This is a genomic window from Nonomuraea guangzhouensis (assembly GCF_019396345.1).
Taxonomy (GTDB): domain Bacteria; phylum Actinomycetota; class Actinomycetes; order Streptosporangiales; family Streptosporangiaceae; genus Nonomuraea; species Nonomuraea guangzhouensis.
The window spans coordinates 1-22,105 of the sequence record NZ_JAHKRM010000001.1 but is presented as its reverse complement, the minus strand read 5'-3'; the positions used below and the strand labels follow the sequence as shown (position 1 = coordinate 22,105).

The 22,105-nt window shown below is 71.5% G+C and carries 15 protein-coding genes; 10 read left to right on the top strand and 5 right to left on the bottom strand.

Annotated features, from left to right (window positions below):
* The first annotated feature begins 31 nt into the window (after window positions 1-31).
* Together KME78_RS00075 and KME78_RS00070 are read left to right on the top strand one after the other, a co-directional pair.
* The gene (locus tag KME78_RS00075; RefSeq protein ID WP_219526612.1) at window positions 32-1,126 is read left to right on the top strand and encodes a YeiH family protein; all 1,095 of its coding nucleotides are present in this window, start codon (window positions 32-34) and stop codon (window positions 1,124-1,126) included.
* Between the two features lie 88 nt (window positions 1,127-1,214).
* Window positions 1,215-4,811 (top strand): AfsR/SARP family transcriptional regulator, encoded by a 3,597-nt coding sequence (locus KME78_RS00070; RefSeq protein ID WP_219526611.1) that lies wholly within the window; start codon window positions 1,215-1,217, stop codon window positions 4,809-4,811.
* Here KME78_RS00070 and KME78_RS00065 read toward each other — a convergent pair.
* From KME78_RS00065 to KME78_RS00055, 3 genes are read right to left on the bottom strand one after another with little or no spacing between them, the layout of a single operon-like run.
* Window positions 4,784-6,355 (bottom strand): CocE/NonD family hydrolase, encoded by a 1,572-nt coding sequence (locus tag KME78_RS00065; RefSeq protein ID WP_219526610.1) that lies wholly within the window; start codon window positions 6,353-6,355, stop codon window positions 4,784-4,786. The two genes, KME78_RS00070 and KME78_RS00065, sit on opposite strands and share 28 nt — an antisense overlap.
* Window positions 6,352-7,113: an ABC transporter permease gene (locus KME78_RS00060; protein WP_219526609.1), complete on the bottom strand. Its 762-nt coding sequence runs from the start codon at window positions 7,111-7,113 to the stop codon at window positions 6,352-6,354. Before KME78_RS00060 ends, KME78_RS00065 begins: the two co-directional genes overlap by 4 nt.
* Window positions 7,110-8,021 (bottom strand): ATP-binding cassette domain-containing protein, encoded by a 912-nt coding sequence (locus KME78_RS00055; protein ID WP_219526608.1) that lies wholly within the window; start codon window positions 8,019-8,021, stop codon window positions 7,110-7,112. The genes KME78_RS00060 and KME78_RS00055 overlap by 4 nt, the downstream gene beginning before the upstream one ends.
* 192 nt (window positions 8,022-8,213) lie before the next feature.
* On the opposite strand from KME78_RS00055, the gene KME78_RS00050 reads away from it, so the two are divergent.
* The 3 genes from KME78_RS00050 to KME78_RS00040 all read left to right on the top strand — a co-directional run bounded on the left by KME78_RS00050 (window position 8,214) and on the right by KME78_RS00040 (window position 13,844).
* On the top strand, window positions 8,214-10,046 hold the full coding sequence (locus KME78_RS00050; protein ID WP_219526607.1) for a M14 family metallopeptidase: 1,833 nt from the start codon (window positions 8,214-8,216) through the stop codon (window positions 10,044-10,046).
* A 383-nt stretch (window positions 10,047-10,429) separates the two neighbouring features.
* Window positions 10,430-12,115, top strand: coding sequence for a fibronectin type III domain-containing protein (locus tag KME78_RS65855; RefSeq protein ID WP_219526606.1), 1,686 nt, complete (start codon window positions 10,430-10,432; stop codon window positions 12,113-12,115).
* 76 nt (window positions 12,116-12,191) lie between these two features.
* Entirely contained in the window at window positions 12,192-13,844 is a 1,653-nt protein-coding gene (locus tag KME78_RS00040; RefSeq protein WP_219526605.1) for a carbohydrate binding domain-containing protein, read from the top strand.
* Between the two features lie 3 nt (window positions 13,845-13,847).
* Here KME78_RS00040 and KME78_RS00035 read toward each other — a convergent pair whose 3' ends face one another.
* Window positions 13,848-15,431: a molybdopterin-dependent oxidoreductase gene (locus tag KME78_RS00035; protein ID WP_219526604.1), complete on the bottom strand. Its 1,584-nt coding sequence runs from the start codon at window positions 15,429-15,431 to the stop codon at window positions 13,848-13,850.
* 117 nt (window positions 15,432-15,548) lie between these two features.
* Here KME78_RS00035 and KME78_RS00030 point away from each other — a divergent pair, with 117 nt between their 5' ends.
* Entirely contained in the window at window positions 15,549-16,940 is a 1,392-nt protein-coding gene (locus KME78_RS00030; RefSeq protein WP_219526603.1) for a putative hexosyltransferase, read from the top strand.
* Here the strand turns inward: KME78_RS00030 and erm are convergent.
* Window positions 16,929-17,750 (bottom strand): ErmE/ErmH/ErmO/ErmR family 23S rRNA (adenine(2058)-N(6))-methyltransferase, encoded by an 822-nt coding sequence (gene erm, locus KME78_RS00025; RefSeq protein WP_219526602.1) that lies wholly within the window; start codon window positions 17,748-17,750, stop codon window positions 16,929-16,931. The two genes, KME78_RS00030 and erm, sit on opposite strands and share 12 nt — an antisense overlap.
* Before the next feature lie 228 nt (window positions 17,751-17,978).
* Between erm and KME78_RS66950 the strand changes: the two genes are divergently transcribed.
* The 4 genes from KME78_RS66950 (at window position 17,979) to KME78_RS00005 (ending at window position 21,983) form a co-directional block, all read left to right on the top strand.
* Window positions 17,979-19,235 carry a DUF2201 family putative metallopeptidase gene (locus KME78_RS66950; protein WP_308126744.1) on the top strand — a complete coding sequence of 419 codons (1,257 nt, stop codon included), beginning with the start codon at window positions 17,979-17,981 and terminating at the stop codon, window positions 19,233-19,235.
* Between the two features lie 110 nt (window positions 19,236-19,345).
* Window positions 19,346-20,026, top strand: a complete 681-nt coding sequence (locus tag KME78_RS00015) for a response regulator transcription factor (RefSeq protein ID WP_219526600.1) — start codon at window positions 19,346-19,348, stop codon at window positions 20,024-20,026.
* The gene (locus KME78_RS63720) at window positions 20,023-21,411 is read left to right on the top strand and encodes a sensor histidine kinase (RefSeq protein WP_219526599.1); all 1,389 of its coding nucleotides are present in this window, start codon (window positions 20,023-20,025) and stop codon (window positions 21,409-21,411) included. The genes KME78_RS00015 and KME78_RS63720 overlap by 4 nt, the downstream gene beginning before the upstream one ends.
* 44 nt (window positions 21,412-21,455) lie before the next feature.
* The gene (locus KME78_RS00005; protein ID WP_219526598.1) at window positions 21,456-21,983 is read left to right on the top strand and encodes a hypothetical protein; all 528 of its coding nucleotides are present in this window, start codon (window positions 21,456-21,458) and stop codon (window positions 21,981-21,983) included.
* Window positions 21,984-22,105 lie beyond the last annotated feature (122 nt).

Here is a 22,105-nt window from a genome sequence, read left to right as displayed (position 1 = left end):
CAGGCGTGATCCCAGCCGGGCTGGTGCCGTGATGAGCGCCGAAACAACCGAAGGCCGGACGACCACCGGCCTGGACGTCGCCGGAGGAGTGCTGGCGGTGCTGGTGCTCGGCGCCGCCACCAGATTCCTGGAGCAGAGCGTGCCCGCGGCCACGAAGGGCGGGCCGTTCGAGCAGCTGGGCGCGGCCATCGAGTATCCCGTGTACGCCATCGCCCTCGGCCTGATCGGCAATGCCGTGCTGACCGCCACCGGGCTGCGGGAGCGGCTCTCCGGTGGCTTCAGGACCGAGTTCTTCATCAAGACCGGCCTGGTGCTGCTCGGTGCGTCGATCAACCTCAAGGTGATCGTCACCGCCGCGGGACCGGCCATCGCCCAGGCGGTCGTGCTGATCAGCTGCGTCTTCCTGTTCACCTGGTGGCTCGGCGGGCGGCTCGGGCTGGACGACAAGCTGCGGGCGCTCCTCGCCTCCGCCGTGTCGATCTGCGGCGTCAGCGCGGCCATCGCCGCCGCCGGGGCCGTACAGGCCAAGAAGGAGCAGCTCGCCTACAGCGCGAGCCTGGTGATCGCGTTCGCGCTGCCGTCCATCTTCGTGCTGCCCTGGCTGGCCGGGGCGCTGGGGCTGAGCCCCGAGGTGGCGGGCGCGTGGATCGGCGGCAACATCGACACCACGGCGGCCGTGACGGCGGCGGGCGCGATCGTCGGCGAGCAGGCGCTCCAGGTCGCCACCATCGTCAAGGTCACGCAGAACGCGCTCATGGGCGTCGTCGCCGTCGCGCTGACCGCCTACTTCGCGTTCAAGGTCGAACGCCGCCCCGACGCCCCTCGGCCTCGGCCGGCCGACCTGTGGCATCGCTTTCCGAAGTTCGTGCTCGGCTTCGTGGCCGCCTCGGTGATCGCCACCTGGTATCTGGGGGTGGGCGGCGACAAGGCCGCCATCGGGGTGGTGAACGACCTTCGAATCTGGTTCCTGATCCTGGCGTTCGTCAGCATCGGGCTGGAGTTCCGCGTCTCCTCACTGAGGGAGGCGGGCTGGCGTCCGGTCGGCGTCTTCGCCGCCGCGACGGCGGTGAACCTGCTGCTGGCGCTGGGGCTGGCCGCGCTGTTGTTCGGCGGGTTCGCCGTTTGAGAGTGGGTACGGCTCGCGCGGCTAGGGGTGGTCGCGCGAGCCGTCCCGCTTGAGCGTTCACTCCGCGGGACGCGGCAGGATGGGTTTTGTGCGGATTTCCATCCTTGGGACGCTGGAAGTGGCGACGGCCGACGCGGAGCCGGTCGCGGTCGGTGGGTTCCGGGTTCGGGCCCTCCTGGCGGTCCTCGCCCTGGCAGCCGGCCGGACCGTCACGTCGGAGCGGCTCATCGACGCGCTGTGGCCGGACGAGCCGCCGGTCAACGCCGCCAACGCGCTGCAGACGCTGGTCAGACGGTTACGGGTGGCGCTCCGGCCGTACGAGATCGTGCGGAGCCGGCCGGGCGGCTACCTGCTGGCCATCGACCCCGACCAGGTCGACGCCCTGCGCTTCCGCCACCTGACCCGAGCCGCGACCTCGCCCCTGGACGCACGCCCTGCCCAGGACCCGAGCCCGACGTGGCAGGCACGCCCGACGTGGGAGACGCCCGAGACCCAGGACACCCGCCCTGCCCAGACCCCGGGCTCGTCCCGGGACGAGCGCTCTCCCCGGGAGGCGGGCTCTTCCTGGGAGGCGAGTGTGGCCTGGGCGGCGGCGGACTCTCCCCGGGAGACGGGCTCTTCCCAGGAGGCGCGCACGAGCGGGACGGTGATGCTCGATGAGGCGCTCGCGCTCTGGCGTGGGGCGGCGCTGGCCGATCTCGGTGCTGTGCCGTACTTGGCGAATGTGGCGGCGGGGCTCGAGGAGGACCGGCTGGCCGCCGTCGAGGCTCGGGCCGAGGCGCGGCTGGCGGCGGGGGAGCCTGCCGATCTGGGCGCGGAGGTGAGCGCGCACCCCCTCCGCGAGCGGCTGTGCGCGCTGGAGATGCGCGGCCTCGCCGCCGCCGGGCGGCAGGCCGACGCGCTGGCCCTGTTCGAGCGCACCCGCGGGACGCTCGCCGACGAGCTCGGCGTCGACCCCGGGCCCGAGTTGCGCGCCGCGCACCTGGCCGTCGTGTCAGGCGACGTTCCCGTACGGCAGCCTGCCCCCAGGCGGCGCGACCTCCCCAAGGGCAACATCCGGGTCCCTTTGACCACGTTCATCGGCCGGGAGGACGAGCTGGACCTGCTGACCGCCGTCCTCGGCCACGCCCGGATGGTCACGATCGTCGGCCCGGGCGGCGCGGGCAAGACCAGGCTGGCCGGTGAGACGGCCCTGCGCATGGGCGCGCGGTTCGACGGCACGTGGATGGTCGAACTGGCCCCCGTCACCGACCCGGCCGCCGTTCCCGGCGCGCTGCTCGACGCCCTCGGCCTGCGCGACGACCGCCCCGGCTACTCACGCAAGGAACCGGACCTGCCAACCATGCCCGGCACCCCTCACCGAGGACCGGACGTGGCCGGTCGTCAGGAGCGGGCCGCGGCTGGTGGCCAGGGGCCGGAGGTGGCGGGTGGCCATGGGCGGGACGTGGCGGGTGGCCAGGGACCGGAGGCAGCCGGTGGTCAGGGGTGGGACGTGGCCGGTGGCCCGGGAGCGGGTATGGCCGGCTATCCGCGCCAAGGGCCGGACACGCAGGCCGGGTGGCCGGTAGCGGGCGGACCGCTGCAGCAGGTGGTCGAGGCCCTGGGTGAGCGCCGGGTGCTGATCGTGCTGGACAACTGCGAGCACCTCGTCGACGCCGCCGCCCGCCTGGCCGACGACCTGCTCACCGGCTGCCCGGGCGTGCACGTGCTGGCCACCAGCCGTGAGCCGCTCGGCGTGCCGGGGGAGCGGCTGGCGCCCATCCCGCCGCTGGAGCCGCCCCCGACGGGGGTGGGCGCGGCGCGGGCGGCCGAATACCCGTCGGTTCGGCTGCTGCTCGACCGCGCCACCGCGGCCCGCCCCGCGTTCGCCCTCGACGAGGAGAACGTCGCCGCCGTGGTGGCCCTGTGCCGCAGGCTGGACGGCATGCCGCTGGCCATTGAGCTGGCCGCGGCCCGGCTGCGCACGATGACGCCGCGGCAGCTCGCCGACCGCATCGACGATCGCTTCAGGCTGCTGACGGGCGGCAGCCGTACGGCGTTGCCCCGCCAGCAGACGCTCAGAGCGGTCGTCGAGTGGAGCTGGGACCTGCTCGACGAGCCGGAACGCGAGCTGGCCCGCAGGTTCGCGATCTTCGCGGGCGGCGCCACGCTCGAGTCCGTCGAGGCCGTGTGCGGTGGCACCGCCGACGTGCTGGGCGCGCTGGCCGACAAATCGCTGGTCCAGGTGTCGCCGGAAGGCCGCTATTCGATGCTGGAGACGATCCGCGCGTACGCCGCCGACCGGCTGGCCGAGGCGGGGGAGGCGGACACGTACCGGCGGCGCCATGTCGTACACCTGCTCGACCTCGCCGAACGGGCGGTTCCCGAGCTGCGGACCGGCGCGCAGATCGAGTGGATCGAGCGGCTCTCGGCCGAGCGCGACGACTACTCGGTGGCGCTGCGCTGGGCGCTCGACCGGCGCGACGTGGAGCTCGCGCTGCGGCTCTGCGCGGCACTCAACTGGTACTGGTGGATGTGCGGCTACCGGCGCGACGGCGCGACCTGGGCGCGGCAGGTGCTCGACCTGGCGGGCGACACCCCGCCGGAAGGCCTGGTGCGGGCGTACACGGCCTGCCTGTTCGCGGACGGGGTGGACCGGTTCGCCGAGATCGTCGGCGATCGGCCCGCGATGGAGACGCTGTCGACGTACATGGACGAGTTGATCGAGGCGGCGGAGCGGGAAGGCCCCACCCACCCGCTGCTGCTGATCAGCCGGGCCGTCATGGCGGGCGCGGGCGGGCGGGACGAGCACGCCGCCGCGCTGCTCGACCGGTACGCCGCGAGCGACGATCTCTGGTTGGCCAGCTCGGCCAAGATGATCGGCGGCCCGCACCGGTCAGAGGAGGCACTCGAACAGGCGGTGGCCGGTTTCCGGAAGCTGGGCGACCGATGGGGGCTGAGCGAGGCGCTGCTGGGCCTCGCCGCGCTGCGCGCCGAGCGCGGCGAGCGTTCGGACGCGCTGATCGCCGAGACCGTCTCGCTCACCAGCGAGTGGGTGAGCCCGGAGGAGACGATCTCGACGCTGACGCGGCTGGCGACGCTCCGCGCGCAGAGCGGCGACCTCGACGGAGCCGCCGCCGACCTGGCCAAGGCCCGCCTGGACGCGACCACCGGCCCGGCCAGGGCCCGGATCGGCGCTGGCGAGGAGATCTCGGCGTTCACCCTCATCCAGCTCGGCCTGGGGGAGGCGGCGCTGGCCTACCGGCTCGGTGACATCGAGGAGAGCCTGGCCGCCTATCGCGGCCTGTTCGAGCTGCTTCCCGAGGCCCCGGCGATCCCGCAGCTCGCGGTCGCGGTCCGGACCGGCTACGGCAGGGCGCTGGCGGTCGGCGGCGACCCCGAGACCGGGCTCGAACAACATCGTCTGGCGCTCGGCCTGCTGGGGCCCACACCCGATCTGCCATACCTGTCGGTGGTGCTGGCCGGTTGCGCGCTGGCCGAGCTGGCGGGCGGCGCCCCGGAACGTGCGGCGGTCCTGTTCGGCGCGTCGGCCGCGGTCGAGCCGCCCGACATCGCGGCCGACACCGTCGCGGGGACGGTGTCGGCCAGGACCGCGCTCGGCGACTCGCGCTACGACGACCTGTACGGCAAGGGCGCCGCCATGACCAGGCAGGAGGTCTACGAGATGATCGGCAGCATCACGTAGGACGGGTCGTGGATCGTGGTCGTGCCCTTCTCGGGGTTCCTGCCGAACCTGGGGAAGTTCGAGCCCGCCACGTCGATCCTGATCCGGTGCCCCGGGCGGAAGAGGTTCGAGATCGCGCCCAGCTCGACCTTGACCTCGCGCACCTCGCCGGGCACCAGGTCCGTCACCCGGGTGACGGCGTCGGTCAGCAGCTCGGCGCGGCCGTCGGGGTGCACGTCGATCAGCTTGGCCGCGACGTCCGTGCCGGTCGCGGTGGACGACACGAGCACGACCAGCTCGGCCGCCCCCGTCACCTCCAGCGCGTCGTCGAGCGGCTCGCTCCGGTAGCGCAGGACGTCGTCGCGGTCGTCCAGCGGGCGCTGGTCGAGCGGCCCGAACGCGTCGAACGTCATCACCGCGCCACCCACCGTGGGCACCGGGTGGTCGGGGTCGCAGCCGAACTCGCCGCCCCCGCCGCCCGCCGGGACGGTGCCGAGCGTGCCGTCCGGGCCGAGATGGTAGGCCACGCGCCGGGCGGCGGGCGGCGGCCAGTCCGCCGCGGTGCGCCACTCGTCGGCGCCCATCAGGAAGTACGTCACCCTGGCCCGCTCGGGCGCCGGCTCGCCGCGCAGCCACTGGCCGAACCAGTCCAGGTGCAGGCCGGTCCAGTCGATCGCGTCCTGGCTCGCCCGCTCCCCGAAGTCCCGCCCGCACACGTCACGGTCCTGCGTGAAGTGCGCCCACGGGCCCACGACGAGCCGGGACCCGCCGCGCAGGTGCTGGTAGTGGCCGATGGAGGCGTCGCGGAAGTAGTCGTACCAGCCGGTGCCCACCAGCGCCGGCACCTCGATCCTTTCGTAGTGGACGACGCCGTCCCGCCACAGCTCCGCGGCCGGATCGGGGTGGTCCATCCAGCCGGCGTAGAAGGGCACGAGGTCGGCCAGGAGCGGCTGGTCGCTGAGCGGCAGCCGTTCGGCCATCGCCTGCACGTTCTCGGGGAAGCCCAGCGCCGCCAGATAGGCGTTCTTGTCGGATTCCTGCGCCGTACCCCGGTTGATGCGGCGGTCCAGCTCGTTGACCGCGAGCACGACCGAGCTGACGGTCAGCACGATGTTGAGGTTGGGCACGCCCGAGCTGTACACGACCTCGTGCAGTCCCCCCGGCGCCACGTGCGGCGCGATGGCGCGCAGGCCCTCCGGGCGCTCCTGCGCGGCCAGGAGCTGGGTGATGCCCAGGTAGGAGTCGCCGAACATGCCGACGTTCCCGTCCGACCAGGACCGCGTGGCCGCCCATCGCACCGCGTCATGGCCGTCGGCGGCCTCCCCGGCGATGAACCGGAACGTGCCGTCCGAGTCGCCGGTCCCGCGTACGTCCTGGACCACGACCGCGTATCCGGCGGCCACCAGCCGGGGCAGATCCAGGTGCAGTCCGGGTCCCTGCTCCGCCCTGCCGTACGGCGTGCGGGACAGCAGCACCGGAAAGGGACCGGGCCCGGCGGGCCGCCAGAGTGTGGCGACGAGCGTGACGCCGTCGCGGGTGGTCATGGTCTCGGTGGTCTCGATCATCGAACTCTCCTGTTGTAGGCCCGCAGCGCGAGCGGGGTGAAGACGGCGAGCAGGGCGGCGGTCCAGCCGAACGTGATCCACAGGTCCGTGGCCCGCAGGCCGCCGACCATGAGGCCGCGGATCGCCCCCGCCAGGTGTGAGACCGGGTTGACGCCCATCCACCAGGTCAGCCAGCCGGGCAGGTCCGTCGCGGGGATGAAGGCGCTGCTGCCCAGCGTCAGCGGGAGCAGCACGGCCGTCGAGATGCCCTGCATGGACGTGACGGACTTGGCGATGAGGCCGATCCAGGCCGATCCCCAGCTCAGCGCCATCGCGAACAGCAGCACCAGGCCGACCCCGGCCAGCGTGCTCAGCGGATCGGTGTGTACGCGGAACCCCACGGCGTACCCCACGATCAGCGACATGATGACCGTGACCAGCAGCGTCAGCAGGTCCGCCAGCACCCGCCCGGCCAGGGGCGCGGATCTGGCGATCGGCATGGTCCTGAACCGGTCGAACACCCCGTTGCCGATGTCGGTGGCCAGGTTCATGCCGGTGCCGATCGTCGCCATCAACGCCACCTGGACGAGCACGCCGGGCAGCATGTACAGCACCGCGCCGTCCCGGTCACCGCCCGCCGCCCCGCCGAACAGATAGACGAAGACCACGATCATGAAAACCGGCTGCAGCAGCATGCCGATGAGCTGGCCGGGGCTGTTCTTCAACGGGATGAGGCTGCGCCAGGCCAGTGTCAGGCTCTGAGAGATGGCGGTGGTCATTTCTCGGCTCCGGTCAAGGTACGGAAGACGTCATCCAACGAGGGCAGTCGCAGGGCGTGCTCGGCGAGCACGATGCCCGCGTCGTCGAGCGCCCTCAGCAGGGCGGGCGGCACCGACAGGTCATGGACGGGGACGCTCAGCAGCCCGCCCTCGGCCCGGGTACGCAGGATCGACTCGGCCTTCTCCACATCGGCGGCCAGCAGCGGCCTGACGTCGAGCCGGTGCCCGCCGGCCAGGGACTTCAGCTCTCCGGGGCTCCCGCTCGCCGCCGTCCGGCCGGCGTCTATCACCAGCAGGTCGTCGGCGAGCTGGTCGGCCTCCTCCAGGTACTGGGTGGTCAGCAGCACGGTCACCCCGTCGGCCACCAGCTCCCTGACCGCGTCCCACAGCTCGCCGCGGGCGTGCGGGTCCAGGCCGGTGGTCGGCTCGTCGAGGAAGAGGATCCGCGGCCTGCTCACCAGGCTCACGGCCAGGTCGAGACGGCGGCGCATGCCACCCGAGTAGCCGCCGGCCAGGCGGTCGGCGGCGTCCGTCAGCCCGAACCGGGACAGCAGCGCCGCGGCCCTGGCCCGCGCCTCGGACCGGCTCAGGCCGAGCAGGCGGCCCATCAGCACCAGGTTCTGGACGCCGGTCAGTTTCTCGTCCACCGAGGCGTACTGGCCGGTCAGGCCGATCAGCTCGCGCACCTTCCCGGCCTGGCGGGTCACGTCGAACCCGCCGACGAGGGCCCGGCCCGCGTCGGGGGCCACCAGCGTGGCCAGGATCCGTACCGCGGTGGTCTTGCCCGCCCCGTTGGGACCCAGCACGCCCAGCACGGTCCCGGTTCGCACTCGCAGGTCGATCCCGTCGAGCGCGGCCGTTTCGCCGTACCTCTTGACGAGTCCTTCCGCTTCGATCGCGTAACTCATGCCGCTCAGCGTGTCTGGAAGCCCTGGTAACGGCCTGGCAGTAACCTGTCACCTACCTGTCAGGCGCTGGCACCGGCAGGAAACGGGCCCACTGGACGGCCGGAAAGTTGGGCCTTTCCCAACCACCATGACGTCCTCACCCTCAGTTCAGGCGCGTGTCAACCACTAGCCCACGCGCTCGAGGAGGACGAGGTGAAACGCCGATTTGTCATCCTGCTAGCCGTCCTCGGCCTGGTCTGCCTGACCGGCATGACCGGGGCCGGGGCCGCCGCCGAACCGCCGCCGAACCGGCAGTATCGCGTGGAGGGACCGGCGAACGCCCAGCAACGCAGCGCAGTCGCGGCGACCGGCGCCGCGATCGACGAGGTGGCCAAGGACTCGGTCCTGATCACCGCCACGCCGGCCGAGGTGGACGCGATCAGGAGCCTCGGCTACCGGGTGGCGGAGGTTTCGCGCCCGTTATCCCCGTCCGACGAGGCCGGAACCTTTGACTTCCCGTCCGCGGACTCCGGCTACCACAACTACGCGGAGATGAACACCGACATCAACGCGCTCGTCGCCGCCCACCCCGGCATCGCGACCGTGTCCAATTACGGCACGTCGTACCAGGGCAGGGCGCTGCGCGTCGTCAAGATCAGTGACAACGTCGCGACCGACGAGGCCGAGCCGGAGGTGCTCTTCACCGCGCACCAGCACGCCCGCGAGCACCTCACGGTGGAGATGGCGCTCTACCTGATGCACCTGCTGGTGGACAACTACGGTACCGACACCCGGATCACGAACCTGGTGAACTCCAGGGAGATCTGGATCATGCCGGACCTGAACCCGGACGGCGGCGAGTACGACATCGCCACCGGCAGCTACCGTTCCTGGCGCAAGAACCGCCAGCCGAACAGCGGCTCCTCGGCCGTCGGGACCGACCTGAACCGCAACTGGGCCTACAACTTCGGCTGCTGCGGCGGCTCCTCCGGCTCGGCCTCCAGCGAGACCTACCGAGGCGCGTCGGCCGAGTCGGCACCCGAGGTCAGGAGCACGGCCAACTTCGTCCGCAACCGGGTCGTCGGCGGTGTCCAGCAGATCAAGTCGAACATCGACTTCCACACCTACTCCGAGCTCGTCCTGTGGCCCTACGGCTACACCTTCAACGACACGGGCCCTGGCATGACCCAGGACGACCATGACGCGTTCGCCGCGCTCGGCCGGAACATGGCCGGCACCAACAGCTACACCCCCGAGCAGGCCAGCGACCTCTACATCACCGACGGCACCATCGACGACTGGCTGTGGGGCGCCTACAAGATCTTCAGCTTCACCTTCGAGATGTACCCCAGGGGCTCCAGCCCGGGCTTCTACCCGCCGGACGAGCAGATCGTGCCGCAGACCACCCGCAACCGGGAGGCGGTCCTCCGCTTCCTGGAGTACTCCGACTGCGTCTACCGGATCATCGGCAAGCAGACCCAGTACTGCGGCACCGGCACCCCGCCCGTGACCGTCTACGCGGACACCTTCGAGACCGACACCGGCTGGGCCACCAACCCGGGCACCGCCGACACGGCCGGCACCGGCGCGTGGGAGCGCGGTGACCCGGAGGCCACCACCTCCTCCGGAGCCAAGCAGCTCGGCAGCACGGTCAGCGGCACCAACTGCCTGGTGACGGGCCGTCTGGCGGGCACCGCCGCCGGTGACTTCGACATAGACGGCGGCACCACCTCGATCCAGTCGCCGCCCATCACGCTGCCGTCCACCGGCTCGCTCAGCCTCTCGCTGTCGTGGTACCTGGCGCACGGTTCGAACGCCTCCAGCGCCGACTACTTCCGGGTCAGCGTGGTCGGCAACACCACCACGACCGTCTTCCAGCAGGCCGGCGCGGCGGCCAACCGCAACGGCTCCTGGGCGACGGCCACGGCCGACCTGACCGCGTACGCGGGGCAGACGGTCCGCATCCTCGTCCAGGCCGCCGACGCCGCCGGCTCGTCCCTGGTCGAAGCAGGCGTCGACGACGTCCGCATCACCCAGCAGAACTGATTTCGCGGGTCATTTCGGCGGAGCGCCACGTTTCGGCGCTCCGCCGTTTTGGGTCTTGTAAGACCCGGATGTCAAGGCTACGATCGCGACAACTCTTAGGAAACTTTCCTAAAAGAAATCTTGAATCAGGAAGCCATGTCGCGGTCGCCGCCCCCCTCGTCCGCTCAGGCCCGGCATCTCCGACGCGTTCCGGGCCGTGGGAACGAGCATCCGGCGTGGCCGTTCCCTGCTCATCCTGACTGACCGAGCAAACCCCTGCTGCCATCCCCCAGTGGCCCGTCACACCTCGCGGGCCGGTGCCGTACGGCTTGCGCTCTCACCCCCCGGCGCAAGCCGTACGGCACGACACAAGGACATGACCCGTCGCACCACCAGGGAATGCCATGAGATTTCGCCGCATGTTCCTCGCCTTACTCGCCGCTCTGGCCATGCTGGGCACCGGGCTCACCACGGCCATGCCCAGCGCCTACGGGGCGGTGGCCTTCGCCTACCCCGAGTGGACGGCATGGACGGCCTACACCGTGGGCACCCGCGTCACCTACAACGGCGCCGACTACGAGTGCATCCAGGCCCACACCTCCCAGCCCGACTGGACGCCGCCGGCGGTGCCCGCCCTGTGGAAGCCCGTCTCCGGCGGCGGCACCGACACCACCGCCCCCTCGGTGCCCGGCAACCTCCGCTCGACCGGCGCCACCTCCAGCAGCGTCTCGCTGGCCTGGAACGCCTCCACCGACAACGTGGGCGTCACCGGCTACAACGTCTACCGCGGCTCGACGCTGGTGACGACGGCCACCGGCACCACGTACACCGACGGCGGGCTCGCGGCCTCGACCAGCTACACCTACACGGTCCGCGCCCGTGACGCCGCCGGGAACCTCTCGGCCGCCGGCAACTCCGTCACCGCGACCACCTCGGCCGGCACCGGCGCCCCCGGCCAGCCGGGCTCGCCGAGCGTCACCGGGTCCACCAGCAGCTCGCTCTCCCTGTCGTGGGGCGCGTCGTCGGGCACGGTCACCGGCTACCGCGTGTACGAGGGCAGCACGGTCAGGGCCACGGTCACCGGGACGTCGGCCACCATCGGCTCCCTGGGCGCCTGCACCTCGCACACCTACACCGTCAGGGCCTACAACTCGGTAGGCGAGTCGGCCTCCAGTGCCTCGGTCACCGGCACGACCACCGGCTGCACCAGCGGCTCCAGGCTGCCCGGCGCGCCGTACCTCTACATGGGCTGGGGCGACCCGCCCGCGCCCGCCACGGTGATGAGCGCGACCGGCGTCAAGTCGTTCACGATGGCGTTCATCCTGTCCAGCGGCGGCTGCAACGCGGCCTGGGACGGTAGCCGTCCCCTGACCGGCGGCGCCGACGCGCAGGCCATCTCGGCCATCAAGTCGGCCGGCGGCAGCGTGCAGGTCTCGTTCGGCGGCTGGTCGGGCAACAAGCTCGGCCCCAACTGCTCGACGCCCGCCGCGTTCGCCGGCGCGGTGCAGACGGTCATCAACGCCGTCGGCCCCGCCGCGGTCGACTTCGACATCGAGAACACCGACGAGTTCGAGAGCGAAGCCGTCCAGGACCGCATCCTGAACGGCCTCAAGATCGTCAAGCAGAACAACCCCAACGTCAAGGTCGTCGTCACCTTCGGCACCTCGACCACCGGCCCCACCTACTGGGGCACCCGCCTGATCAACCGCTCGAAGGAGCTCGCGGTCCCGATCGACAACTACACGATCATGCCGTTCGACTTCGGCGGCGGCTCGAACATGTACCAGAGCACGGTCAACGCCTCCGAGGGGCTGAAGAACACCCTCAAGACGGCCTTCGGCTGGTCGGACGCCCAGGCGTACGCGCACATGGGCATCTCGGGCATGAACGGCCTGTCCGACCAGCAGGAACTCACCTCCACGGCCACCTGGACCCAGATCCGTGACTACGCCAGGAACAACGGGCTGACCAGGCTCGCGTACTGGGCCGTCAACCGCGACCGGCCGTGCCCGGGTGGCGGGGTCGTGTCGAACTGCAGCGGGATCGCCCAGTCGAACTGGGACTTCACCAGGATCACGGCCGGCTTCTGACCGAGCCCGGCCCGCCGCCCCGTCGCACCGGCACCTCGCCGCCGGTGCGGCGGGCGGCTTCGAAGGGGGAACCTTCATGAACCTGCGAAAACTCGCGGCGACCGCCGCCATCGCCCTGGGGCTCATCGCCCTGCACGCCACACCCGCCGCAGCCGCCAACATCCTGACCAACCCCGGCTTCGAGTCCGCCTTATCCGGCTGGACCTGCTCGGCCACGGCCGCGGCCCAGGCGGTTTCGCAGCCCGTTCACGGCGGCACGAAGGCCCTGCAGGCCACCCCGGCGGGCAACGACTACGCCAGATGTGCTCAGACCGTGACGGTCAAGCCCAGCACGACCTACCAGTTGTCGGCCTGGGTGCAGGGCAACTACATCTTCCTAGGGGCCACGGGCTCGGGGATCGACGTCAGCACGTGGGGCGCCCCGGGCGGTCAGTGGCAGCAGCTGAAAACCTCCTTCACCACCGGTGCGGGCGTGACGAGCGTGACCGTCTACGTCAACGGCTGGTACGGCCAAGGCGCCTACTACGCCGATGACGTGGTGCTGGACGGACCGGGCGGCACCCCGGACACCCAGGCGCCGACCGTGCCGGGCAGCCCGGCGGTCGGCGGCGCCACCAACTCCAGCCTGACCGTGACGTGGTCCGCCTCCACCGACAACTCCGGCAGCATCGCCGCCTACGAGGTCTCCAGGGACAACGCGGCTCCCACGGCGGTCACCGGCACCAGCTACACGGCCACCGGGCTCAGCGCCAACACGACCTACGGGTTCCGCGTCCGGGCCTGTGACGCCGCCGGCAACTGCTCGGCGTACACGGCCTCGGTCAGCGGGAAGACCACCAACGACACCACGCCGCCCACCGGCGACATCCGCTACGCGCCGTACATCGACATCACCATGAACACCCCGTCCCTGGCCGGCGCCGCCGCCGCGACCGGGGTGAAGAACTACACGCTGGCCTTCGTGCTCGGCGACAGCACGGGCTGCAACCCGGCCTGGGGCGGGGTCATCCCGCTGGCCGACTCCAGGATCATCAACGACGTCAAGGCACTCCAGGCCCAGGGCGGCCAGGTGGTCGTCGCGAGCGGCGGCGCCCAGGGCCCGTACCTGGAGCACAACTGCGGGACCACCGCGACCCTGCTCGCCGCCTACAAGAAGGTGCTCGACACCGTCGGCACGAACCAGCTGGACGTCGACGTCGAGGCGTCCATCGATGTGAACAAGGTCAACAGCGCACTGAAGCAGTTGCAGGCCGAACGCGGCACCGTCGTGCGGTACACACTGCGCGTGCAGGCACAGGACTACGGGCTCGACCCGTTCTCGGTGCAGATCCTGCAGGACGCCGCCGCCAAGGGCCTGAACGTGATCGTCAACCCGATGGTCATGGACTTCGGCTACACCGGAAACTGGGGCGACGCGATGGTCTCAGCCGCCCAGGCGACGCTCGGCCAGATGAAGGGCGTGTGGCCGTCGAAGACCGACGCTCAGCTCAAGCGCCTGCTCGGCGTCACCCCGATGATCGGCAAGAACGACACGGGCCAGACCACCACCCAGGCGGACGCCCGCAAGCTGCGCGACTGGGCCAACACCAACCACATCGGCTTCGTCGGCTTCTGGTCGGCAGGCCGGGACAACGGCGGCTGCCCCAACGGCAGCGTCTCGCCGACGTGCAGCGGGATCGCTCAGTCGGCGTACGAGTTCACCGGCATCTTCAAAGGATTCACCGGATAGGGCTCAACGCACCAGTTGAGTCGGCTTCACGGGGAGGCCCAGCCCCGGCGGGCGATACGTCGGCAGGGCCTCCCCGTACTCGTGCATCCACGCGTGATCGACCAGCAGCCGCATCCGCCCCCCGTTGACGACCGCCACCGGATCCGGCGCGGCGGGCTCCGCGTGGTCGACGGTCAGCTTGGCCACCGCGTCCGCCACCAGGTGGGCGTCGGGCGGCGCCAGGTCGCACCGGTCGTCGGGCCCGATGAGCAGCTCGATCTCGGGCGGGAGCGGATAGATCGGCCGCGGGATGGCCAGCACGCGCGGCGACGGTGCCATCGGCAGTCCGTCGCGCACCGCTTCGAGCAGCACCGACCGCGACGACCGCCGGTCGAACAGCCCCGCGGCCAGCGGCCAGCTCAGCGCCCCCACGTCCATGCCGTCCTCGCCGCAGGCGTGCAGGCACAGGTACGGCACCAGCGGGACGGCCGACCCCGCCCCGGCCTGCGCCCACCCGCTCCCGCAGCCGGTCAGCACGAGCAGCGCCAGCATGGCCCGGTAGGCGGTGTCGGCGTGGTTGGTCTCCAGCCGCCCCGGCACGATCATGCACCGCCCACCGGTCTTCTCCGCCGTCACCCCCAGCTCCCGCGCGATCTTCAGCGTGCGCGAGGCGGCCACCCCCGTGTACGTCTCCTGCCAGGCAGGCGTGTACGGCTCGCCGCGATCGTCATAACCGCCGGGCCAGTGGCCGGGCAGCCCGTCGCGGGCCACCCCGTACACCGCCAGCAGCAGGTCGAACACGGTCGTCGCCAGCTCGTCACCGTCGCTGACCACCGGCACCCCGCGCCGCAGCAGCCCCGGCCCGTCGTCGAAGCGCGGCAGCAGCACCTCCACCGCGTCGCCGCCGTACACGCTCAGTCCCTCGGCCGGCCGCCCGACCAGGCCGCCGGCGACGAAGGCGTCGCCGTGCTCGCGCAGCCGGACCAGGAACGGCAGGTCCGTACGCTCCATGGCGTGCCCGGCGAACGCCGCCCGGTCCAGGAAGAACTCCTTGAGCAGCACATGCCCCATGGCCATGGCCAGCGCGCCGTCGGTGCCCGGCCGGACGACCAGGGTCTCGTCCGACAGGCGCGTCGGGTGCGGCCCGATCGCCACGACCTTCTGTCCCTTGTAACGCCCGGCGATCACCAAGGGCATGCCGGGCGTACGGACGAGCCTGTTGTTCTCCCCCCACAGCAGCACGTACGCCGCGTGCGGCCACTCCTCCGGCAGCGTCCCGGGGAACCCGTGGCCGAGCAACTGGTCCGGCACGTTGGACTGCTCGGTCAGCACCGCGCCGCCGAGACCGGCGACCAGCCCGGCCAGCGGCGAGGTGGACAGCGCGGCCACCCGGTCCGCGCCGTGCTCGGCGGCCGTGTGCACGATCGCCGCTGCGGTCAGTTCGGCCGCGGTCCCGTCGTCGAGCGGCACCCGTCGCCCGCCCCTGGCCTGCTGGTAGAGCTGCGAATTTCCTGTGAGTTTCGCCCAGGCGGCAACCGGGTCACGGAGCCCGCCTTTCACCTCGAAATAGAGCCTTACCAGAGCCTGGTTGACCTGCGATCCCCCCATGCGAAAAGTTCAGCACAGAGGGTCATGTTCTATCGCGTTACGACCCGCCATGTCAGGGATAAGAATCGGAACCCTCGGTGGAAGTACTCAGATGAGTACGGCAGGCTAGAAGCCGCCATGGAATACGCAGTTCTCACGGGGACCATCCTCGTCGCAGGTGTCCTGCTCGCTCTCATCGCCCAGTGGCGTGACTGGCGGCCTCCGCTGCTGGTGTCCGTCCTCGTGGGCGTTGCCGTGCGATTGCTCCTGATGTTCACGGCCGCCAACGACGCCTGGCAGCCCGTCGACTTCATGGAGAGCTTCCAGCCGGCCGGCCAGGCGGTGCTGAACGGCCAGGACCCGGTCCTGGCCAGCGAGGGCGGCTGGCACTTCCTGCCGACCATCCCCTACGTCTACGGCATCCTGCTGTGGCTGGGCATCCCGTGGGTCTACGCCGGGCGCCTGGTCACCGTGGTCGCCGACATCGTGCTGATCCCGCTGGTCGCCAAGCTGGCCGGCGGCCCCAAGGCGTCGCTGCGCGCCCTGCAGTACGCGCTCAATCCGCTCGCCCTGCTCGTCGCCTGCATCCATGGCCAGGTCGAGCCGGTGGCGCTGGTCTTCGGCGTGGCCGCCTTCGTGGTGGCGCGCGGTCCCGGCGCGCCCGAACGGACCGGCGTCACGACCCGGGTGGTGGCCAAGGTACGCCGCGGCATCGCGATCTACGGCTGGCGGGCGTCGCTGCGCCGGATCGTGGGCCCCGGCGGCATGCTCCACCGCGCCCTGCTGCCCGGCCCGAGCGACCGCCTGGATCTCAGGCGGGGAGCGCTGGCCGGCCTGCTGATGGGTCTGGCGCTGTGCGCGAAGAGCTGGCCGATCTGGCTGATCCCCGGCATGCTGCTCCTGCTGCCCAACCTGCGGGCCAGGGTCGCCGCGCTGTTCATGACCGGCGCGCTGCCGGTGTTCTTCCTGGTCACGCTGCCGGTCTTCGCGGGCACGTCGCTCAAGCAGATCCCCGCGGTCATCGACACCATCCAGGACATCCGGCCGATCATTGGAGAGTGGGGCTGGACACCGCACTTCACCGGCGGCGACTGGGCGCTGATCCCCAGCTTGGCCAAGATCGGCACCTACCTGATCTACATCTGCGTCGTCCTCGCGGTGCTGCTCTGGCGGCGGGCCGACCCGATCGACATGACCCTGGCCATTCTGCTGATCTTCATGGTCGTCACGCCGCGCCTGGGCGCCCAGTACCTCCTGTGGTTCATGCCGTTCCTGATCGCCCGGCCCACGAGGTTCGCCTGGCCGGCGATCATCGGGGTCTCGCTGTGGTCGGCATACGGCTACCTGTACATGACCCAGTTCGGCGACAACGAATGGTGGCTGCTGCACCGCGACTGGTCGAGAGCATCGATCGTGCTGCTGCCGATCCTGCTCATGGCGATGCCCTGGGGCCGCCGTTCCCCGGCGCCCCAGGTGCTCGCCCCACCGGTCGAGCCGGTGGGGAAGGCCACCGTCACGTCAGCGGCATAGCCGCTCCCACAACATGATCCACTGGTCGGGATGGACGTGACCCACCACCGCGTCGCGGGCGATGCCCGCCGCGGCGACGGCCGCGTCCACCCCCTCGTAGCGGCGTCTGAGCGAGGCGCGCAGCGAGCCGCCCACCCCGCCGAACCCCAGTTCGACCAGCTCCTGGTAGCTACGGCCCGCCCCGATCAGCGGCGTGGGCCGCCGCTCGATCCGCAGGATCGCCGAGTCGACCGACGGGACCGGCCGGAAGCTCTCCCTGCCGACCCGGTCGCCCAGCCGCCAGCGGAACCACGGCCACGACTCCACCGTCACCAGGCTCCAGCGGCCGTAGTCGCCCGAACGCTTGCGGGCGTACTCCCGCTGCGTGAGCAGCGTCGCCGACGTGAGCCCCCGCGCCCGGAGGCACCAGCCGACGATCCCCGACGTGACCGAATAGGGGATGTTGCCGACGACCGCGAACGGCTCCCGCGGCGCCCGCACGGTCGTGAAGTCGGCTCTGACCACGTCGATCCGGGGATCGTCGCGGGTCCGCGCAGCCAGCCGACCGGCCAGCCGAGAGTCGATCTCGTAACCGATCACCCGGGCGCCGGCCTCGGCCAGCGCCCAGGTCAGCACGCCTTCGCCCGGCCCGGGTTCGAGCACGAGCCCTTCGGGGGCGGCCGCCTTGACCACCAGCTCGACGGCATGCCGGTCGACCAGGAAATTCTGCGACAGGGTGCGCCTGGCCCGGTTTCTGGGCGTGCGACCGCCGCTGTTCCTGGCGTTCTTCTGAGTGTGTGAATGGTTTCCGTGCGCGAAATTCTGCGCCACAGCCGCCCTCTCGGGTCTTCGAGATGAATGGGTCTCTCGAAGGGCCCGGGGCGCGCCAGCGGACGCCTAGGTCGTCACCGCGTCAGCTAACGGGCCCGAGCCCGGTCGCTGCGCAGACGCATGAAGCAGAGGCAACACATGCGCTCGATGCTAGGGACGCCGTCGTCGACGGTGCAACCGGATAAAAACCGGATGCGCGCCCCGCCCGGCGTTCGTCACTCTGAAGACGTGCAGGCGACGGTGACGGTACAACGGCCCGACCCTTGGCGCGCCGAGGTGCGCAAGGGCTGGCAGCTCGTCGACCGGCACCCGCTGTTCTCCGTCCACCACTGCTGGCTCTATGCCGCGGAGGAGGGCGAGCTGTCGCCGGACACGTGGGCGGTGGTGACGGAGGACGGGGACATCCGCCACCACCCCCGCCGCCGCGCCGAGGCGGCCGAGTGGGCGTGGGTCTTCGCCCATCTGCTGCTCCACCTCGGCTTCGGCCACGCCGACCCGCGCACCTGTACGCCGAAGGACCTCGAAGGCGACCGCCCCGAGCCCGCCTACCGGGCCGCGTGCTGCCTGGCCGTCGACCGGTTCCTGCGCACGCTCGAGATCGGCCGCCGCCCCACGCCGCTGCCCGCCGAACTGCCCGAGCAGGACGAGGTCACGCTGTCGGAGCGCTGGCGCAGGCTCGGCATCCCCGAGGCGTACCAACCGCTCGGCGAGGAGGACTTCCGCGTCTGCTCGGTGGAGATGGCCGAGCACCACGATTTCCCGGCCATGTTCGCGGTCGGTGTCGCCGAGGCGGCCACCGCCGCGCTCGACCGGGCGGGCACGCCGCGCGCCACCGCCGGCAAGCACCTCGACGAGCCGTGGGACCTGGCGCTGCGCTGGTTCGTCTCCTCCTACCCGCTGCTGCGCGCGCTCGCCGCCGGCCTGAACATCGTCGCGGAGGTGGAGCTGGCCAGAAGCTGGGGGATCTCCATCGCCGCGGTCAGCGCCGAAGCCGGCGAGATCTACATCAACCCGCTCGCCCGGCACTCCGAGGAGGAATGGCGGTTCGTGCTGGCCCACGAGATGCTGCACGCCGCGCTCCGCCACGGCGAGCGGGTCGGCGTGCGCGAGCCGTACATCTGGCACGTCGCCTGCGACTACGTGATCAACGGCTGGCTCGTCGAGATGGGCGTCGGCGAGCTGCCGGAAGGGCTGCTGTTCGACCCGACGCTGTCCGGCATGTCGGCCGAGGCGGTCTACGACACGATCGTCACCGACCTGCGGCGGATGCGGAAGCTCGCCACGCGGCGTGGCCGCGGCATCGGCGACGTCCTCGACCGCCCGCCGCGCCCCGCCCGCGGCGGCGTCGACCTCGACGAGTACTACCGTGGCGCGCTCCGCACGGGCCTGGCCCGCCACCAGGGCAACGGCCGTGGCCTCGTGCCCGCCGGGCTGGAGCGGGAGATCCGGGCGCTCGACCAGACGCCGCTGCCGTGGGGCGCGTGATCGCGTACGACGCCGCAGGGCGCGGCGCTGCCGTTCCGGCCGCGCGGGCCGATCTTCTTCGTGCGGTGACTTTGAGCTGGCTTTGAAGTGGCTCGGGTAAACCTTTAACCATGGACCGACCGGCCAGGGTGCTCGTCGTGGACGACGAGCCGAACATCCGTGCCCTGCTCTCGCAGACGTTGCGACTGGTCTCGTACGAGGTCAGGACCGCCGAGTCCGGCACCGAGGCGGTACGCGCCGCCAGGGAGTTCGAGCCCGACATCGTGGTGCTCGACGTGATGATGGAGGACATCGACGGGTTCGAGGTGGCCAGGCGGCTCGGCGAGCGCGTCCCGGTGCTGTTCCTGACCGCGCGCGACACGGTCGAGGACCGCGTCCAGGGGCTCACGCTGGGCGCCGACGACTACGTGGCCAAGCCGTTCAGCCTGGAGGAGGTGGTGCTGCGCATCCGGGCCATCCTGCGGCGCAGCCGTACCGAGGCCGCGCGCGAGGACGTGCTGCGCTACGCCGACCTGGAGCTCGACACGGCCGCCCACGAGGTGCGCCGCGGCGGCGTGCTCGTCGAGCTGTCGCCCACCGAGTTCAACCTGCTCGCCTACCTGCTGACGAACGCCGGCCGGGTGGTGAGCAAGGCGCAGATCCTCGACAGCGTGTGGCGCTACGACTTCGACGGCGACTCCAGCATCGTCGAGTCGTACGTCTACTACCTGCGCAAGAAGATCGACAAGTGGGAGCCGCAGCTGATCCACACCGTGCGCGGCGTCGGCTACACGCTCAGGACGCCGAGGTGAGGCCGAGCCGGTGGACGCTGCGCGCCCGGCTCGTCATGGCGATACTCGGGCTCACCACGGTCGCGCTCGTCCTGACCAACGTGGTCGGCATCGCGCTGCTCAGCGACAGCCTGCTGCGGCGCGTGGACAGCCAGCTCAACACGATGAGCGGCGCCGTCCAGAAGCTGCCGATAGTGGCCGGCCTGATCTCCCAAAGCCAGACCATGGACTGGCAGAAGGTGCTGACGAAGCGGGTCGCCTCCGTGGCCAGAATCTACGTCTACTCCGCCGACGGCAGGCTGGTCAGCGCGGTGCCGAGTGGTGCGGACCCCGGGCCGGTGCTCGACGACGTCCACACGGGCGACCCCTACACCGTGAGCGGCACCACGGGGCCGTCCTGGCGGCTGAAGGCGACCGCGATCGGCGGCGGTGGCACCGTGCTGGTGGCGCAGTCCCTCGACGAGCTGGAGGCGACCCGCGCCTCGTCGAGCGCCATCGCCTTCGCCGTCAGCGCGCTCGTGCTGCTCCTGCTCGGCCTGGCCGCCGACGCCGTCGTACGGCTCGGCCTGCGCCCGCTGACCAGGATGGAGCGTACGGCCGGCCAGATCGCCATGGGCGACTTCGCCAGCCGGGTCCCCGCCCCCGACCCGCACACCGAGCCGGGCCGCCTGGGCACGGCCATGAACGTCATGCTGGACCGCGTCGAGCACGAGATCGCCGCCAGGACCGACTCCGAGTCCCGCATGCGCCGCTTCCTGGCCGACGCCTCCCATGAGCTGCGTACCCCGCTCACCTCGGTCCGCGGCTTCGCCGAGCTCTACCGCCGGGGCGGCGGCGACGAGCCGGAGCTGATGCGCCGGATCGAGGAGGAGGCCGGCCGGATGGGCGTGCTCGTCAACGACCTGCTCACCCTGGCCCAGCTCGACCAGGAACGCCCCATGGACCACCACCCCGTCGACCTGCTGGAAGTGGCGGCCGACACCATCCGCGACGCCCGCGTCCGGGTGCCCGGCAGGCAGGTCAGGCTGAGCGGCCTCGGCGGGGCGTTGACGCCCGTCTCGGTCATGGGCGACGAGGCCAGGCTGCGCCAGGTCGCCGCCAACCTGGTCGGCAACGCGCTCACCCACACCCCGCAGGACGCGTCGGTCACCGTCAGCGTGGGCACCTCGCGCGGCATGGCGGTCTTCGAGGTGGCCGACACCGGCCCTGGCGTGCCGCCGCAGCACGTCCCGCACGTCTTCGACCGGCTGTACCGCGTCGGGCAGGGCAGATCCAGGACCGACGGCGGCGCGGGCCTGGGCCTGGCCATCGTGGCCGCCATCGTGCGGGCCCACGACGGCAAGGTCGAGCTCGACTCGGTGCCGGGGCAGGGCGCCACCTTCCGCGTACTCCTACCGGGCTCCTAGGCGGCTCCCAGGCTCCTCTGAGCGGCGCTCGGCACATTCGGAGCATGAAGCCAAGAATCCTCATCGCCACCGGTGTGCTGGCCCTGGCCGCCGCCGGATGCGGTTCGGCGCCCAGCTCCGCCGGAGTCGCCTCCGTCACAACCGCCTCGGCGGCCCCTACGGCCAGTCCGTCACCCTCGGCCAGCGTGGACAAGGGCGAGCAGAGCAGGAAGTTCGCCGCGTGCCTGCGCGAGAACGGCCTCGACGTTTCCGACCCCGATCCGAACGGCGAAGGCATGTTCCAGGCGCTGCCCAAGTCGGAGATGGACTCGGAGAAGGTCAAGAAGGCGATGCAGGCCTGCCGGTCCGTCGCCCCCGTCAGGGACGCCAAAGAGCTCAGCCCGGAGGACCAGGAGAAGATGCGCCAGTTCGCCGCCTGCATGCGCAAGAACGGCGTCGACATGCCCGACCCCGACGCCAGTGGCGCCATGGCCAAGGGCACGGCCCGCAACTTCAAGCCGGACGACCCGGCGTTCAAGAAGGCGTACGAGGCGTGCCGGGGCACGTTCCCGAAGCTGGGCCAGGCGAAATGACCCAGGTGAAGGAGGCGAAGGCCGATCCCGGGATCCTGGCCATCCGGCCGCGCCGCCGCCGGCCGCTGCGCGCGGTCGCCTGGGCCGGCGGCGCCGCCCTGCTCGCCGCCGCCGTCGCGGCC